This window comes from Bacillus sp. FSL R5-0709 (assembly GCF_038004785.1).
GTDB classification, from domain to species: Bacteria; Bacillota; Bacilli; order Bacillales; family Bacillaceae_G; genus Bacillus_A; species Bacillus_A mycoides.
On sequence record NZ_JBBORT010000001.1, the window covers coordinates 4,223,608 to 4,241,009 of the forward strand.

Sequence of the window (17,402 nt, forward strand, 5' to 3'; positions counted from 1 at the left end):
CCGTTTACAATTTCCGTTTTTTTCTATTGACATAAATACAAAAAGAACATTACTATACAGGAGTCAATAATGATTATCAATATTAATTAAAGGGGTTACATCAGGATGAAACAAAAGCTATTTATTTTATTTACTATCATGCTAGTTGTTCTTTCTATCGTTGGCTGTTCTTCTCAAAAAGAAGAAGAAAAAACAAAAGAACAACCGAAAACAAAAGTTGTAAAACATGCTAAAGGGGAAGCAACAATTCCAGCTAATCCAAAGAGAATTGTTGATTTATCTGGATCAACAGAGGAATTATTAATCCTTGGACATAAACCTGTTGGCACAGCAAACACATATAAAGATAAAATCCAAAATCATTTAACTGAAAAGTTAGACGGAGTAAAAGCAGTTGGCTGGTATTGGGCACCTAAAGTTGATTTAGAGGCTGTTACTGCTTTAAAACCAGACTTAATTATTTTAAACAATCGTCAATTGAAAATTTATGATCAACTAGAAAAAGTGGCACCGACAGTTGTTCTGGAAACAAATCTAGAAGACTGGCGCGGTAAGTTTAAAGAAGTAGGTAAACTATTTGACGAAGAAAAGAAAGCAGACAAATGGATTGCAGATTACGATAAAAAAGCAGACTCTTTATCTAAAAAAATTAAAGAGAAAACAAAAGATGAGAACTTTATGTTCGTTGCAGTTACACCACAAAACTTCCGTGTATACGGTAGCTTCGGATACGGTGACATCATCTTTAACGACTTAAAGCTTCCAGCAACAAAAGGTACAGATTTAAAACAAACGATGGCACAAGTATCACTAGAAGGTCTTGTTGCATTCCAGCCTGATCAAATGTTTATTGTAAACTTCGGCGGAGAAGCTGATAAAGTGTACGAAGACTATAAAAACAGTGCGGTTTGGAAAGATAATAAAGCAGTAAAAAACAATCACGTATATGAAGTATCGAATGAAGCCTTCAATACGAAAGCATTCAATCCAATCGGAAAAGATATGCTAATTGATGAAATCGCAAAAGAGATTTTAGCTAAGAATAAATAAAAAAAACAGCTCACCCTGAGCTGCTTTTTTTATTATTTTGCACTGCGTATTGCTTCATTTTTTCGATTGTCTTCACGAATCCTTCTTTTGACTTAATACGAATACCACGCTTTAGTTTTGCTCGCTCATAACTCTCAAGCTTTTTCATATCAATTTGAAAGAAGGAATGGATCGCGTTATCACTTTTCGGTACCCCTTTAAAAATTTGCAATATCCCTTCCTCTGAAACACCAAAATAACCGCTCGTTTTCAGTAAAGGAGAAATATCATCAACTTTCCTTTGTAATACGATTTGCACATCATCACGATCAACAAGTTGCCATTCTTTATATTGCTGCAAAAACTTTTCTAAATCCGCTACTTTTTCTGTCAGTATTTCCTCGCTTACTTCTCCATCAACATACATACGCTCTAATAAAATTGTAACTTCAGGTACTTTTTCTGTTATTTCTGCCCTCACATCGGATCCATAAGCTAAGCAAAACATCACAACGAAAGCTTGCACTGCAATTAGCATCCATTTCATTTCCGTTCACCTCTTCTAGGCAAAATCATACTTTCATTTGTAGCTTTTCCGGAAATGGGGGTTTTATCCATATAAACAATAGCATTAAATTTCTAAGGAAAATAAAAAATGCAGATAAGGGTTAATCCTCATCTGCATGTATCATTTACTTTTATATAAAATGAAAGACGCCTGCAAAGCAGGCGTCTGATGCGTTTACGGCGAAAGACCAGGCGACCACATTCGCGTGTTTAGCACTTAAGCATATCTCTCGACTTACGTAAATTAGCTCATCGCTTTGCTAATATAACATTAACAAGGTAGAAGCGCAATATATTTCTAAATATATTTTTCTTCCTCTTTCAACCAATTGAAATTTATGTAAATTATAAATTGATTAATGTAATATATATGTTACAATTAATACTATAAATATAAACAGGGGATGAATGCCTTGAAAAAAATTAAAGATGAACGCCTCATACTTCAAATGTTAAAAAACATACGTATTGCCTTTCTTTTTCAATCAATTGGTATAATCGGAATTTTAGGCTATATCGGATTCACAGAAGGAATGGATCAAATTACGAAATCTCCATTGTGGTTATTATTTATTCTTACAAGTATTGTACTTAGTTATTTACAGTTAAGCGTTTCTATCGATGTAGAAGAAAGCGAAAAGGAAATAAAGTTAACTCCTTATTACAAAATTATTTTACGCTCTCTTATTGTAGGAATTATCATGGCTATTATTTATATCATTTTCAGTCCAGAAAGACCTCTATTTGAAGCTATTTTAACAGGTGGTATTCTCTTCATATGCTTTTTAGCGTCTTACTCCGTTAGTTATTTTATAAAAAAACGCCGTTTACAAGACGACGATGAATAAAGAGGAAGGGCTAGCCCTTCCTCTTTAATTTGTTATCGCATAGTACCAGTCAGACCGTAACGAATGTCTCGGAACATATTTGTTATGTCACGATTAAAATCGTTTGTAGCTGTGCCGTTACGTAAACGCGTACTCATTGCATCGACACGAGTAAACATGTCATTTCTTACAGAAACATATACGTTTCTATTTCCAACTTCATTCGCAACAGCTTGACGAATTTCGTTCGCCATCGCTGTTTCATTCGTCGCTGTATTACGTGGTTTTACCGCAATCGCTACATCGTTTCCATATACAACTGTAGAAACTCGGTCTACGTTATTCATACGTTTCACACGATTCGTAATTTTCTCCGCAGTTTTACCATCATTGTTAATGTATGAATTGTTCATTGTAATATTACGAGTTGGATGTGGATTAGCAATTTGCCCATTATAATTTACATCACGGTAATAATTATTATATCCTGTATCGTTACGACCGTTTCTATATGTTACATAATCTGTAGAACGATCGTTACGCGCTACATTATCACGATACTGGTGTGTATCATTATAAGATGTACGCTCGTAATTATAGTTACGTCCATCCATCGCATTATTATCTTTTGGTGTACCACATGCAGCTAATGCACTGGTAACTAACAAAGAAGCAGCAATAACTTTTACTTTCGTATTCAATACAAAAACCCCCTCTGTTAGAATGAACTTCTCTTTCGAAAGGCTCCCCCTTATGATGAGTAACAGAGAGGGTTTTTACACTGTTAATATTTCACTAGGAATTTTCTAGCACTTAATGTAAATTCACCATATTCCTGACTATCACGAATACAAAAAAGGTGGGAATAACCCCACCTTTTTTTAAACTTCCTCTTCGTCCTCTTCTTCTGAAACTGGTTCTCCAAATACGTTTGGTGGGTCCGGCTGATAATACATCGTTCCTGGCTGTGGTGCATATGCTGGCTGAGTTGGTTGATAATATAAAGGATTGGCGTATTGTGGTCCACCCGGTTGCGGACTATATAACCTACTCTCTCCTCCGCATCCACAATCTTCTTCCCCTTGTACGAGTGGTGGCATATTATTATCCATTGGCATTATATTTGGATTTGGCATAGAAGTATATTGCGGTGCCATTTGTTGATACGGCATTTGATTGTATGGATTTTGTTGCTGATACTGCGGATATGGCGGCATCATTGGCTGTTGATATGGCATCATGTTCGGCATTTGATTGTTATCCATTATCGGCATCATGTTTGGCATTTGATTGTTATCCATTATTGGCATCATGTTCGGCATTTGATTGTTATCCATTATCGGCATCATGTTCGGCATTTGATTGTTATCCATTATTGGCATCATGTTTGGCATTTGGTTGTTATCCATTATCGGCATCATATTTGGCATTTGGTTGTTATCCATTATCGGCATCATATTTGGCATTTGGTTGTTATCCATTATCGGCATCATATTTGGCATTTGGTTGTTATCCATTATCGGCATCATATTTGGCATTTGGTTGTTATCCATTATCGGCATCATATTTGGCATTTGGTTGTTATCCATTATCGGCATCATATTTGGCATTTGGTTGTTATCCATTATCGGCATCATATTTGGTGGTTGATTGTTATCCATTATTGGCATTATATTCGGTGGTTGATTGTTATCCATTATTGGCATTATATTTGGTGGTTGATTGTTATCCATTATTGGCATATATTTGGTGGTTGATTGTTATCCATTATTGGCATCATATTTGGTGGTTGATTGTTATCCATTATTGGCATTATATTCGGTGGTTGATTGTTATCCATTATTGGCATTATATTTGGTGGTTGATTGTTATCCATTATTGGCATTATATTTGGTGGTTGATTGTTATCCATTATTGGCATTATATTTGGTGGTTGATTGTTATCCATTATTGGCATTATATTCGGCACTTGAATATTAGGCGGTATTACTTGCGGGATAGTAACACTTTCTTTTGATACGTTTGGTGAGACTATGCTTCCTACATTTTCTTTTTTCACTTGCGGCGACACTATATTCCCTACATTCTCTTTCTTCACTTGCGGCGACACTATATTCCCTACATTCTCTTTCTTCACTTGCGGCGACACTATATTCCCTATATTGTCTTTTTTCACTTGCGGTGACACTATGTTTCCTATATTGTCTTTTTTCGTTTGCGGAGAAATGACATTGTTAGGTTTCATTTTATTAATTTGAGGAGCAATTAACTCGCTTCCCTTTTTTATTACGTCTGAAATTTTATATTCTTTTTTCGCTTTAATTGGTGGTTGCGGCGGCTGCGGTAATACATTGATAGAAAATTTAGTATTTTCTTTCGTAGTAGGTTTTAGTTTTTCTACTTTCTCTACAACAGGTGGTTTTTGAATGACAGGCGGCTTTTCAACTGGCTTCTCTTTTTGAATCGGAATTTCTTTTTGCACTTCTTTTTGCGGCTTCACTTGCACTTCCTTTTGCGGCTTCACCTGTATTTCTTTTTGCGGTTTTATCTGCATTTCTTTTTGCGTTTGTTGCATAGCTGGTTGTTGTGTAATAGGTGTTGATTGATACGTGATCTCATCTTCATCTTCTATTGCAAGTGGCGTTGGTGTTGATGCAAACTCTTTTTGCTGCACCTCTTTTACATATTGTTTCGGGGGCGCTGAACCCGATCCAGTTTGTTGTTTCACATGAACGCTATGCGATGGCACTTTAATTTTCATCCCTGGCATAATTAGGTCTGGATTGCTAAGCTGTGTATTTGTTTTTTTTAGCGTTTCAAAATCCACTCCGTACTTTTTTGCAATTTTCCAAAGGGTCTCCCCTTTTTGCACGATATGAATTTTCAAATTTTCCCCCTCCTGTATAACTTATCTATAAGTAAAAACACTTTGAAGTAACACTTTCTAAACAACATTAACTTCTTTTACTTTTATCACTTCTTCTATTTTCAATATGATTCGAAGTGGAATAAGCATAGAAAAACCGCAATGATTTCCTCAACACAATGTATGCCTATTTCATCCTTGTTATGATTATATGTACGAAAAAAAGCAACGGAAATCCCGCTGCTTTAAACGCGCTCTAACATACGATTTAATGCAAGAACTGCCTCTTCTGTTACTTGTTTCTCTACACGAATAACGTTAATTTGTTCTCCTCTTTCTATGTTCTCAAGTACCCATAACAGGTGAGGTAAGTCAATTCGGTTCATCGTTAAGCAAGGACACATAAACGGATTTAGCGAAATAATTTCTTTATCTGGATGTTGCTGAATAATTCGGTTCACTAAATTCATCTCTGTACCAATCGCCCACTTACTTCCCGCCGGAGCTGCTTCAATCATATCAATAATATATTTCGTTGATCCTGCATAATCAGAAGCAGCAACCACTTCATAACAACATTCAGGGTGAACAATAATATTCATATCCGGATGATTTTTTCGCACATTTTCAATATTTTTCACAGTGAAGTTTTGATGAACAGAACAATGGCCTTTCCATAAAATCACTTGAATTTCTTCTATATCTCCATCGTACTCTAATGAATCTGTATGCGGGTTCCACACTGCCATTTTTTCTAACGGAATACCTAAATCATACGCTGTATTTCTTCCTAAATGTTGGTCTGGTAAAAAGACGAGACGCTCTTTTTGTGTAAACGCCCAAGACACCATTTGTTTTGCATTGGAAGAGGTTACTGTTGCCCCTCCATTACGACCACAAAACGCTTTGATCGCAGCTGTTGAATTTACATACGTTAATGGAATCATCGTATCCCCAAATAATTTCGCGAGCTCTTTCCACGCTCTTTCTGTTTGTTCAATATCTGCCATATCTGCCATAGAACAGCCGGCACGCATATCTGGTAAGATGACAATTTGATCATCTGTCGTTAACATATCTGCCGTTTCTGCCATAAAGTGCACACCACAAAACACAATATATTTTGCCTCTTTATTATTCGCTGCAACTTGCGCGAGTTGAAGTGAGTCCCCTGCTGCATCTGAAAATTGCACCACTTCATCTTTTTGATAATGATGTCCTGGAATAAATAGTAATGCCCCCATTTTTTCTTTAATTTCACGGACACGCTCTTCCATCTCTAATATAGACATCGTTTGATAACGCTCTGGTAACATTACTTCGATTGGCTGAACTTTCTCTAAAATACCCATTTATGATTCTCCCCCTCTAAACCACTCTCATTAGGCCTCAATATTAAAACTAATATCAAGTGCTTTCACTGAATGTGTTAACGCTCCAAGTGAAATATAATCTACCCCTGTTTTTCCGTATTTTGATAAATCTTCAATTGTAATACCACCTGAAGCCTCCGTGACGATGGCACTTGGTACAATTTTTGAAAACTCACGAATCTCTTCTGGCGTACGATTATCGAACATAATAACATCTGCGCCGGCCTCTACTGCTTCTCTTACTTGCGCCTCTGTCTCTGTTTCGACTTCTACTTTCACCATATGTCCCAATCTTTCTTTCACCGATGTAACAGCTTTTGTAATCGAGCCAGCAAAAGCAATATGATTATCTTTAATCATGACACCATCATATAAACCGAATCTGTGGTTAAATCCGCCCCCGCATACTACAGCATATTTATCAAACATACGTAGTCCTGGCATCGTTTTTCTCGTATCACAAATGCGTGTATGACTGCTATCTAAAGCAAAAACCGCCTTACGTGTCATCGTCGCTATCCCGCTCATACGCTGAATAACGTTTAATATAACGCGCTCTGCCGTTAATAATGATGCGATTGGGCCTTGCACGGTTGCAATTATTTCTCCTTTTTCTACAAGATCCCCATCTTTTTTATGAAGTTCAACTCCAATTCTCTGATCAATTAATTTAAATCCTTCTTCAATTACTAAGCACCCTGCAAATACCCCTGTATCCTTTACAAGAAACGTTCCTTTCGCAAGTGCATTATCGGGAAAGATAAGCTGAGATGTTACATCTCTTTCTCCTATATCTTCTAGAAAAAATCGATTTAATGCTTCCTTAACTTTTAACGTATTCATAAAACCCCTCTTCCCCTTATTAAACAAGTTGTAGTTTTCTTCTCACTCGGATAATCTCTTTTTTCACGCTATTTCTTTCTGGATAATCAATGCGATAATGACCACCAATACTGTCTTCTCTTTGCAAAGCTGATACTGTTATAAGCTCACAAACTGTTAACATATTAATAAGCGTTATCTCTTCATTTGTAAGTGCATCATATTGTAAGATCATATTTCGCACACCGTACCTACTAAACCATCTCTGAGCATATGATAAATTTTTCTCAGTTCGCACAATCCCAACATATTTCATCATGCATTCTTGTATTTCTTCTTTCAACGGTAAATCATTAAGAGCTATAAAACTTTTCCCTCTCTCTTCCGGCACATTTTTTCTTTCCTCTGCTGGCTTAGCTAAAATGTGTTTTCCTATTCGTCTTCCAAACACAAGACCTTCTAATAATGAATTACTCGCCAATCTATTCGCACCATGAACTCCATTACAAGCCACTTCACCGACCGCATATAAGTTTGAAATGGACGTCTCTCCGTCACAATTCGTCTTCACGCCGCCCATATGAAAATGAGCGCCCGGTACGACCGGAATAGAATTTTCTTTTAAATCAATACCATTCTTTTTACATAATGATGAGACGGTCGGAAAACGTTGTTCAAAGTTTTGAATGGTTTCGATGTTTAAGTACACTTTTTCACCTGCAAGAAGTTGTTCATGAATAGCCCTTGCCACTACATCACGCGGTGCGAGATCTTTCCCGGGATGTATATCCATCATAAAACGCTGTCCTTTTCCATTTATAAGGACAGCTCCTTCACCACGGACTGCTTCAGAAACGAGACCACAACATCGCCCGTCCACGTATAACATCGTCGGATGAAATTGTACAAATTCTAAATCAACAAGTTCTCCCCCAGCTCGATATATCATCGCAAGTCCATCGCCTGTAATTGTCTCATCATTCGATGTAAAGGCGTACAAACCACCTATTCCTCCTGATGCTAACACCGTATTATCAGCATAGTAACGCTTCAGCTTCCCTTCACTATTTCGCGTTAAAGCTCCTATGCATTTATTATTTTCTATAATAAAATCGAGCACCATTTCATGCTCAACGACAGTAACGTTCGGAACTACTTCTTGTATTAAATGCTCTAATAGATTTTTACCAGTTGCATCTCCTCCGGCATGTAAAATGCGCCGTTTTCGATGCGCCCCTTCTTTACCAAGGTGGATCCCTTTTTCATCCCCATCAAATTTCATTCCATTCGTAATAAGCTTACTTATTTCTTTCGGTCCCTCTTCAACTAAATAACGAACTGCTTCTTCGTTGTTATAATGGCAACCTGCCACTAATGTATCTTCAAAATGCCCACTCGGATCGTCATATGTAGCAACAGCTGCTGCAATTCCTCCTTGAGCTAAATGTGTATTATTATTACGTCCTGTTTTTTTTGTGATAATTATCACATTCTTTTCGTGACAAAGCTCTTTCGCAACACGAAGCGCCGCAACGCCACTTCCAATAATCAAGACATCTGCACTTGGCATAATTGTTGCCTCCCACTTTACACTTTCCAACTGTCTTGACACCTATATTTACATAGTTTTAAAATAATGACAAGAGTTTTTTTACAATTCTTATTTTCACTACCATTCTAAAAACGAAAACAAATGTCACTCTTACTGAAGAGAGGAAATTACATGATGATATATCTAGATTATGCAGCGACAACACCTATGAGCGAAGAAGCTTTAGAAACATATATAGCAGCGGCAAAAACATATTTCGGAAATGAACAAAGTTTACACGATATCGGCGGAAGTGCATCATCTTTATTGCAAGTTTGTAGAGAAACATTTGCAGAAATGATTGGGGGTAAGGAACAAGGTGTATTCTTTACAAGCGGCGGTTCAGAATCTAACTACCTTGCGATTCAATCCCTTCTAAATGCTAGAAATGGAAAGCACATTATTACGACACCTATGGAACACGCATCGATTCGAAGTTATTTTCAATCCTTACAATCGCAAGGTTATACTATTACTGAGATTCCTGTTGATAAAAGTGGGATAATTCATTTAGTAGATTTAGAAGCAGCTATTACAGAAGATACTGCTCTAGCAAGTATACAGCACGGAAACTCTGAAATCGGGACCGTTCAAAACATTGCAGAGATCGGAGCACTTTTAAAAAAATATAATGTTTTATTTCATTCGGATTGTGTTCAAACGTTTGGTAAACTTCCAATAGACGTTAAAGCGATGGAGATTGATAGTCTTTCTGTTTCAGCCCATAAAATATACGGACCAAAAGGAGTTGGAGCTTGCTATATAAATCCGCAAGTTCGCTGGGAACAAGTATTTCCGGGAACTTCTCATGAAAAAGGCTTTCGCCCTGGTACAGTGAACGTTCCTGGAATCGCTGCTTTTTTAACAGCCGCAGAGCATATATTAAAGAATCAAAAGGAAGAGAGCTTTCGTTTTAAACAATTACGATCTTATTTTTTAGAGCAATTACAAACACTTCCTCTAGAAATTGAAGTGAAAGGACATTCTACTTCTTGTTTACCACATATTATTGGGGTTACAATAAAAGGAATAGAAGGTCAGTATACAATGTTAGAATGTAACCGTCATGGTATAGCCATTTCAACTGGAAGTGCTTGCCAAGTAGGTAAACAAGACCCTTCAAAAACAATGCTTGCAATTGGAAAAACGTATGAAGAGGCAAAACAATATGTCCGCTTTTCTTTCGGACATCACACAACGAAAGAACAAATTGATACAACTATTCATGCACTACACACAATTGGAAATCAATTTTATAGAGGTGTTAAATCATAATGAAACAAAATGATCAAAAAAAGATTTTAGGCGAAGAAAGACGACAACTCATCCTTGAGTGGCTTCTTGCTGCAAATGAACCGTTATCAGGGAATGAACTATCTAAAAAGACAAACGTAAGTAGGCAAGTTATCGTTCAAGACATTTCCTTACTAAAAGCACGAAATGAACCAATTATTGCGACTGCACAAGGGTATTTATATTTAAAGCCACAAACAAGACAACAAGCTTTTGAACGCGTAATCGTATGCCAACATAAACCGGCAGAAGTACGTCAAGAACTTACTATGTTAGTTGACCACGGCGTTACAATTAAAGACGTAAAAGTTGAGCATCCTGTATACGGCGACTTAACAGCATCGATTATGGTAAGTAATCGCTTCGATGTAGAGCAATATTTACAAAAAATCGAAAACACAAACGCTTCCTATCTTTCGCAACTGACAGATGGTATTCACTTACATACAATCGAAGCAGATTCTAAAGAGAAATTAGATGCTGCCTGTGAGGCACTAGACCGCGCTGGATTTCTCGTTTATTAATGTAAAGCACAGAGTTTTTTATCATTCTCTGTGCTTTTATTTTGTAAATGATATAATATTGTAATCAATTGTAAAGGAGGTCAAATATGGGAATTGAACTCGTTCACTTTAGCACCGGTAAACCGAAACAAATGAAATATGGCGAAGATAAAGAAATGATAACAGGTATATGTAAAGATCCTACAGAAGAGGCCTTCCTCTTAAAAGACGGATTCCGTGGTGATGATGTAGCGGATTTAAAACACCACGGGGGACCTGATCGCGCAGTTTGTGTGTACCCACACGAGCATTACGCACTATGGGAAGAGGAATTTCAAACTACACTTCCAGCTTCCACATTTGGCGAAAACATTACCGTAACAAATATGTTAGAGCGTGATGTTTGCATCGGAGATACATATCAACTAGGCGAAGCAATCATTCAAGTAACACAAGCTCGCGTACCTTGTAGCACAATTTCAAAACGTGTCGGTATTCCTGGCATTTTACCACGCATTGTAGCAACTGGATATACTGGCTACTTATGCCGCGTTCTTCAAGAAGGTACTGTGCGTAAAGATTCTAAAATTACATTACTAGAGCGTCCATCAAACAATGTATCTGTTTTGTTCTCTAACGAAATTTATTTTCATAATAGGAAAGATAAAGATGGCATTGAGAAGGTTCTTGCTGTACAAGAACTAGCCGAGATTTGGCGTGGTCAGTTAGAGGATCGTCTTTCGAAGTTAAAATAATAAATCCCACCTTTTATAGGTGGGACTCTATTTATCTATCATACGGTATACTAGCGACCGAAATTATATCGACTTAACTACAAAATACGACAAACACTCCCCTTACAACCAATAAGAAGAATAACTCCCCAGCACAGTAACAGAAAACCCGAGTGCTTCAAGTTCCATTGTTACGCCTGGCAATAATACATCATCGTATGCTTTGTCGACGTCGATTAAGAAAAAGTAATTTCCAAGGCCTGTTTTCATCGGGCGCGATTCAATTTTGGATAAGTTTAATTTTCTCCATGCGAAAGCTGATAACACTTGATATAGTGCCCCTGCGTAATCAGCAGGTAACGTTATCATAAGCGTCGTTTTCTCTCCTCGGTTTTCTCCGTTATTTGGGAGTACTGCTTTCTTTTTCTTATGGAGAACAAGGAAACGTGTATGATTGTTTTTATGCGTATGAATATCACGCCTTACAATTGTTAATCCGTATTTTTCTGCCGCTGCTTCATTTGCAATAGCTGCAATTTTTTCTTCAGGATGTTCTTTCACATATTGTGCAGCAGCGCTTGTTGATGTCATATCGCGAACGGTTACCCCTTTTAATTCCTCATTTAAAAATTTATGGCACTGTGCAATGGCATGCGGATGAGAATGTACAGCGTATACTTCTTTCCACACTCCTTCGTACTGCGGGTGTACGAGTAAATGTTGCTGAATTGGCACTGTAATTTCTCCTACAATGGAAAGTGGCTGCTCATGTACGAGATAATCAACCGTTATATTAACTGAACCTTCTATGGCGTTCTCTAACGGTACAACCGCATAATCTACATTTTCATTTGCAGCTGCATCAATACAATCTGGAATCGTTCGATACGGTACATGCTCTGCTTCCGGAAAAAAACGACTCACCGCCATATTTGTAAATGTTGCCTCTGGTCCTAAATATCCTACTCGAATCATCGTCTTTTCCCTCTCTTTTTCGTTTTCTTACTGTTATACCACAATTTTAAATATTCTTCTATGTAAATTTCGAATATTTAAAAAAGACTAGCATTCGCTAGTCTAAATGTTTCCTATATTCTCTTTGAGCGAAGAAGAAATACATAATGCATGCAGCAATGTAAAATAAAATAAACAAGCCTACTTTTCTTAATGAACCGTCCATAAAGATCGTATTATGAAACGTATATAACGCAACTGCACTATGCATACTCCCTACTATAATAGGCGCAAAAAATAGCATACATAATTGCCAACGAGAAATCTTCCACACCTCTTCCTTTGTCATCCCAAGTTTAGAGAGTGCACCATACTGTTTACGATCCGATGCAATATTATGAAACCATTTAAAATATACGATACTGCATGAAGTAAGGAAGAATAATATACTAATGAATGAGCCTACAAATAGAGTAATATTACCGAACTCTTTCATATTCACATATAACTCCATATTACTTCGAAATGCATCATTTGTATCTTGTTTCATATGTTTCCGTAAATCTGCATTCAAATCTTTCGTATTTTCGATATTTGGTAATGTGTAACCTCTATATATCATTTTTTCAGAATCCGTAATTGTATTTGATATAATCTCAAAATCTTCATCATTCATGACGAAAAACAGACCATTAATGTGCGAAGGGTGATAGTTAAATTGTACCCCTTCTTTCTGACCGTTAAATGCAAATTGATATGTTTGATTTATTACTTGTAATTGAATCTCTTTTTGATTATATACATTCGGATGATTGCGTTTATTATAATAAACAAGTGTAACTGTTCCTTTTTTAGGATGATACGTTTTCTGTTTTTGTTTTCTCGCCTCTTGATTGTATTCACTTTCCTTTATAAGCGGCGCTACCTCTGTTTCTCCCTTATTGGACTGAAAAGATGCATACACTCCAACAAAACTCATATATTGAAAATCATCATATCCATATTGATGTAATAAGTTTTCAACCTTGTCTTTCTCGAAAACTTCATGAGCAGAAGTGCCTTTTTCTATGTATGAAAATGAGTGTACTCCTCCGCCACGCCACATATCTTGCATGCTAGAAAAATATAAGAACACCGTACCTGTCGCCGTAACGACAAATGTTGTTGCCATAGACAACAGAAAGAAAAAGCGACTATTTTCCTTCATTCGATGTGACAATTGATTCACTATAAATAAATACGGATATGTATACATAATCCTTTTATTTCTTTTTATCACTTCTAATATTTGTGTAGCGCCATGTGTAAATGAAAAATACGTCCCAAAAGAAATGAGTATAACAACCGGAAAAAAGTATAATGCTATCGTTGTCATCGTCACTTGTAGCGCTAACGCATATCCCGTCCCTAAACAAGCAAAACCGAATAAACAAAGCCACTTTGATGTTTTCCTCTCTCGTTTATCTGTTCGAAATTCTTTTAATAACCGTATGATTTTTATATTCCATATACGTAAAGCACTTATAAAAGATAACAGAACAAAGACAAGCATATATGTAACAAACGTTACACCAATCGCTCTCATGTCAAATATGACAGGGAGTTCTTTCGGAAGATGAAGTAACATACTAAATACCATAAAAAAGAGTTTTAAAGAAATCATGCCAAGCCCAATACCGAAAATATTAGCGAAAATTCCGATCAATATTTGCTCGGTCATAATCACTCCTATTACTTTAGATTTCGTTGCTCCCATTAACATATATAACCCTAATTCTTTCTTACGTGCTTCTATGAAAATAGAAGTAGAATACAAAATAAATATGACGAAAAAAGAAATAATTATAACGTTACATATGATAAGCCCCCAGCGTACATTTTGATACCACATCGTCTCTTGCATATACGGATGTACAATGACAGACATGTATGCATAAGAAGCTAATATGGCAAAACAACTACTTAAGAAAAACACTTTATAATTACGCCAATTTCCCTTTATATTTTGCAGCGCTAGTTGCCGAATGTTCATCTATCGTCCTCCTGTAACTTACTACACACGTAAAAAGCTAGAGGTTCCCCTAGCTTTTTACGTGTTTTAAATATCCTCTTTGCGCAATCATAAAGTAAATTGTAGAAGCTAAAATATATGCTCCAATTACTATCGCACCTGATTTCCACAAATCAATATAAAGCATTTTTCCTAACGTATGAAGAGCAAATCCACTATGAATTGTACCGATTAAAATTGGGATAAAGAAGATAACACCCATTTGTCGAATTGCAATTTTACGAATTTCTTTATCTGTCATACCAATTCTTTTTAATGACTTAAATTGAATACGATCTTGTTCTTTATCATTAAACCATTTAAAGTATGTCATGCTACAAGCAAAGAAGAAGAACAGTACTGCTACGAAGAAGCCGATGAACATTGTAATTGCTCCACCTTCTCTTATATCTTTATAAGCGAACACTGCGTTTCTCAATTCCCCTTGCTTTTCTGGTGCAATTTCCTTTTTCAAATCTAGCACAAGGTCTTCCGTACTTTTCCAGTCTTCAATATAATAACCATAATATTTCGTCTTTTCTTCATCTGGTACGAGCTTTTCGTATTTCTCAAAATCTTGATCATTCACAATGAGATATTCGCTATCATTAAAAACAGAATATGACGTTGGCTCATTTAATTGAGCAGACTGCTTTTGTCCGTTGATTGTAAATTCATACGGTTTCGTACGATCTATCTTCATAAGTTCATTTGCTGCATCAACCATAACCATCGTCGCACTACCTGGTGCATTATGAACCTCTGTAATTTGCTCTTTCTTTTGTTCACGTACTTCCGCGTTATATTCTTTTTCTGAAATAATCGTCATTGGTACTTCACGTTCACTGTTAAACAACATTATTTTCTGTGTTGCAGGTAGTTTTACGTAAGTTACTTTTCGTGCATCTTCAAACCCATGTTTTTTTACAATCTCTTGTTCTTTTTCTTCATTAATCAGGCTATGCGTATTTAGTCCCTTTTCCTCATATGAAATAGCATGCGGTGTAAGCTCTATCGTTTTCGCACTCATATTTTCAAAATATACATAAAGCGTACCAACCGCTGAAGAAACAACCGCCGTAATAATAGAAATAACAAATAGAAAACGAGCATTATCTTTCATTTTATAAATAAGATTGCTAAGTACAAACATATTGGGATACGTATAAAAAGATTGTTTTCGTTTTTGCAATGCCTTTAATACGACTGTACTTCCTTGCGTAAATAGTAAATACGTTCCGCCAATCGTCAGTCCGACAATTGGTAAGAAATACATAATGAAATTCATAATTGTTACTTGGAAACAAAGTATATACGCAGCAATAATACAGCCTATACCAACTACCCCTAACCATGTAAATGCAAAAGGTTCTACTTTTTGTTTTCTTGCCTCTCTTAATAAATCAATAATTTGCAAGCGGCCTACTGTCCAAACACTAAACAATGATAGTATTAAAAAGAGGACAAAGTATATGCCAACTGTAATAAGAACTGCTTTTCCATTCCACACAAGCGGCAGTGTTTTATCAATTTTTAGTAAGACACTGAGTGCTTGGAAGAAAAGTTTTGAACAAAGCATTCCAATCCCAATACCTACTACAATGGCAATACTCCCTAACATCAGTTGCTCTAATATAATCATTCGGCCGAGCTGAGACTTTGTTCCACCTATTAACGTTAATAAGCCAAATTCTTTTTTTCTTGCTCGTAAAAACGTTGAATTCGCATATAAAATAAAGAGTGCTGAGAAGATGACTACAATATAATTCATCGATTCTAACCCTTTTGTAATCATCGTCTTCATACTAATATTACCGCTTACGACATCTGGATGATAAATGAAGGAAGCATACATGAAAAATACGACAATCGATAAACAACTACTAATAAGAAACGCTTTATAATTACGCCAATTTCCTTTTACGTTATTAAGCGCGAGCTGGCGAAAGTTCATGATATTCTCCTCCTAGCATCGCAAGTACGTCTAAAATTTCTTGGAAAAAGGCTTGCTTCGTTCTTCCTTTATGTATTTCTGAAAAAATCTCTCCATCACGTATGAAAAGGATACGTTCGCAATAACTAGCGGCTACTGGATCATGTGTTACCATTGCAATCGTTACTTTCTTTTGCTCATGCAAATCTTGAAGTGCTCCCATTAATGATTTCGCTGACTTAGAATCTAGGTTTCCTGTTGGCTCATCCGCTAAAATTAATGTTGGTTCATGAATAATCGCCCTTGCAGCTGCTGCACGTTGTTGTTGTCCACCTGATACTTCGTATACTTTTTTATTTAAAATTTCTTCAATGTTTAAAAACCTCGCAATTTCAAGTACTTTCGCATCAATTTCTTTTACAGATTTCTTCGCCATTACAAGCGGCAAAATAATATTTTCTTTAATCGATAATGTATCAAGTAAGTTGAAATCTTGGAAAATGAATCCTAGATGTGTACGGCGAAATTCCGCCAATTTTGCAGCACGCATTTGATTAATTTCTTCACCATTTACAAGCACATGACCTGAAGTTTGCTTATCAATTGTTGCTAATAAATTTAAAAGCGTTGTTTTTCCGCTTCCTGAAGGCCCCATAATCCCTACAAACTCGCCTTCTTCAATTTTAAAATTTATATCATTTAAAGCAGTCGTCGCTACTGAACCTTTTGATTGGTACACCTTTGTTAATCCTTTTACTTCAAGAACACTCATTTCTAATCCCCCTACGTGTTTTCTTCTTACATTTACTATAAGAAAAATAAGAAAAAGAAACGAGTGATTTCCCTTACAAAACGTTTTG

General features: G+C 36.3%; 14 protein-coding genes and 2 pseudogenes. 5 read left to right on the forward strand and 11 right to left on the reverse strand.

Features of this window, described 5'->3' with window-relative positions; all coding sequences use genetic code 11:
• Nucleotides 1-105: 105 nt before the first annotated feature.
• Nucleotides 106-1,050, forward strand: coding sequence for an iron-hydroxamate ABC transporter substrate-binding protein (locus tag MKX37_RS21625; protein ID WP_002167632.1), 945 nt, complete (start codon nucleotides 106-108; stop codon nucleotides 1,048-1,050).
• A gap of 10 nt (nucleotides 1,051-1,060) precedes the next feature.
• Here MKX37_RS21625 and MKX37_RS21630 read toward each other — a convergent pair whose 3' ends face one another.
• Nucleotides 1,061-1,576 carry a BofC C-terminal domain-containing protein gene (locus MKX37_RS21630; protein ID WP_002167631.1) on the reverse strand — a complete coding sequence of 172 codons (516 nt, stop codon included), beginning with the start codon at nucleotides 1,574-1,576 and terminating at the stop codon, nucleotides 1,061-1,063.
• A 433-nt stretch (nucleotides 1,577-2,009) separates the two neighbouring features.
• On the opposite strand from MKX37_RS21630, the gene MKX37_RS21635 reads away from it, so the two are divergent.
• Nucleotides 2,010-2,444 (forward strand): hypothetical protein, encoded by a 435-nt coding sequence (locus MKX37_RS21635; RefSeq protein WP_002167630.1) that lies wholly within the window; start codon nucleotides 2,010-2,012, stop codon nucleotides 2,442-2,444.
• A gap of 32 nt (nucleotides 2,445-2,476) precedes the next feature.
• Here MKX37_RS21635 and MKX37_RS21640 read toward each other — a convergent pair whose 3' ends face one another.
• The 6 genes and pseudogenes from MKX37_RS21640 to nadB form a co-directional block, all read right to left on the reverse strand.
• Nucleotides 2,477-3,124 (reverse strand): YhcN/YlaJ family sporulation lipoprotein, encoded by a 648-nt coding sequence (locus MKX37_RS21640; RefSeq protein ID WP_002015328.1) that lies wholly within the window; start codon nucleotides 3,122-3,124, stop codon nucleotides 2,477-2,479.
• 180 nt (nucleotides 3,125-3,304) lie between these two features.
• Nucleotides 3,305-4,998: pseudogene (locus MKX37_RS21645) on the reverse strand (spore coat protein).
• 155 nt (nucleotides 4,999-5,153) lie between these two features.
• Nucleotides 5,154-5,310 (reverse strand): annotated as a pseudogene (gene safA, locus MKX37_RS27490) (SafA/ExsA family spore coat assembly protein); the annotation flags it as partial.
• A gap of 224 nt (nucleotides 5,311-5,534) precedes the next feature.
• Entirely contained in the window at nucleotides 5,535-6,641 is a 1,107-nt protein-coding gene (nadA, locus tag MKX37_RS21650; RefSeq protein ID WP_002034162.1) for a quinolinate synthase NadA, read from the reverse strand.
• A gap of 30 nt (nucleotides 6,642-6,671) precedes the next feature.
• The gene (gene nadC / locus MKX37_RS21655; protein WP_002034160.1) at nucleotides 6,672-7,505 is read right to left on the reverse strand and encodes a carboxylating nicotinate-nucleotide diphosphorylase; all 834 of its coding nucleotides are present in this window, start codon (nucleotides 7,503-7,505) and stop codon (nucleotides 6,672-6,674) included.
• A 19-nt stretch (nucleotides 7,506-7,524) separates the two neighbouring features.
• A complete protein-coding gene (gene nadB / locus MKX37_RS21660; protein WP_002067402.1) occupies nucleotides 7,525-9,054 on the reverse strand; it encodes an L-aspartate oxidase in 1,530 nt (509 codons plus the stop codon).
• Between the two features lie 153 nt (nucleotides 9,055-9,207).
• Here nadB and MKX37_RS21665 point away from each other — a divergent pair, with 153 nt between their 5' ends.
• The 3 genes from MKX37_RS21665 to MKX37_RS21675 all read left to right on the forward strand — a co-directional run bounded on the left by MKX37_RS21665 (nucleotide 9,208) and on the right by MKX37_RS21675 (nucleotide 11,626).
• Entirely contained in the window at nucleotides 9,208-10,350 is a 1,143-nt protein-coding gene (locus MKX37_RS21665; protein WP_002034158.1) for an IscS subfamily cysteine desulfurase, read from the forward strand.
• The gene (locus MKX37_RS21670; protein ID WP_002034157.1) at nucleotides 10,350-10,892 is read left to right on the forward strand and encodes a transcription repressor NadR; all 543 of its coding nucleotides are present in this window, start codon (nucleotides 10,350-10,352) and stop codon (nucleotides 10,890-10,892) included. Before MKX37_RS21665 ends, MKX37_RS21670 begins: the two co-directional genes overlap by 1 nt.
• 86 nt (nucleotides 10,893-10,978) lie before the next feature.
• The gene (locus tag MKX37_RS21675; RefSeq protein WP_033731350.1) at nucleotides 10,979-11,626 is read left to right on the forward strand and encodes an MOSC domain-containing protein; all 648 of its coding nucleotides are present in this window, start codon (nucleotides 10,979-10,981) and stop codon (nucleotides 11,624-11,626) included.
• Between the two features lie 102 nt (nucleotides 11,627-11,728).
• Here MKX37_RS21675 and pheA read toward each other — a convergent pair whose 3' ends face one another.
• From pheA to MKX37_RS21695, 4 genes are all read right to left on the reverse strand, one after another.
• Nucleotides 11,729-12,580: a prephenate dehydratase gene (pheA, locus tag MKX37_RS21680; protein ID WP_002167625.1), complete on the reverse strand. Its 852-nt coding sequence runs from the start codon at nucleotides 12,578-12,580 to the stop codon at nucleotides 11,729-11,731.
• Between the two features lie 97 nt (nucleotides 12,581-12,677).
• On the reverse strand, nucleotides 12,678-14,591 hold the full coding sequence (locus tag MKX37_RS21685) for an ABC transporter permease (protein WP_050001089.1): 1,914 nt from the start codon (nucleotides 14,589-14,591) through the stop codon (nucleotides 12,678-12,680).
• A gap of 49 nt (nucleotides 14,592-14,640) precedes the next feature.
• Nucleotides 14,641-16,563 (reverse strand): ABC transporter permease, encoded by a 1,923-nt coding sequence (locus MKX37_RS21690; RefSeq protein WP_002167623.1) that lies wholly within the window; start codon nucleotides 16,561-16,563, stop codon nucleotides 14,641-14,643.
• Nucleotides 16,538-17,314 (reverse strand): ABC transporter ATP-binding protein, encoded by a 777-nt coding sequence (locus MKX37_RS21695; RefSeq protein WP_002015381.1) that lies wholly within the window; start codon nucleotides 17,312-17,314, stop codon nucleotides 16,538-16,540. The genes MKX37_RS21690 and MKX37_RS21695 overlap by 26 nt, the downstream gene beginning before the upstream one ends.
• Nucleotides 17,315-17,402: the final 88 nt, after the last annotated feature.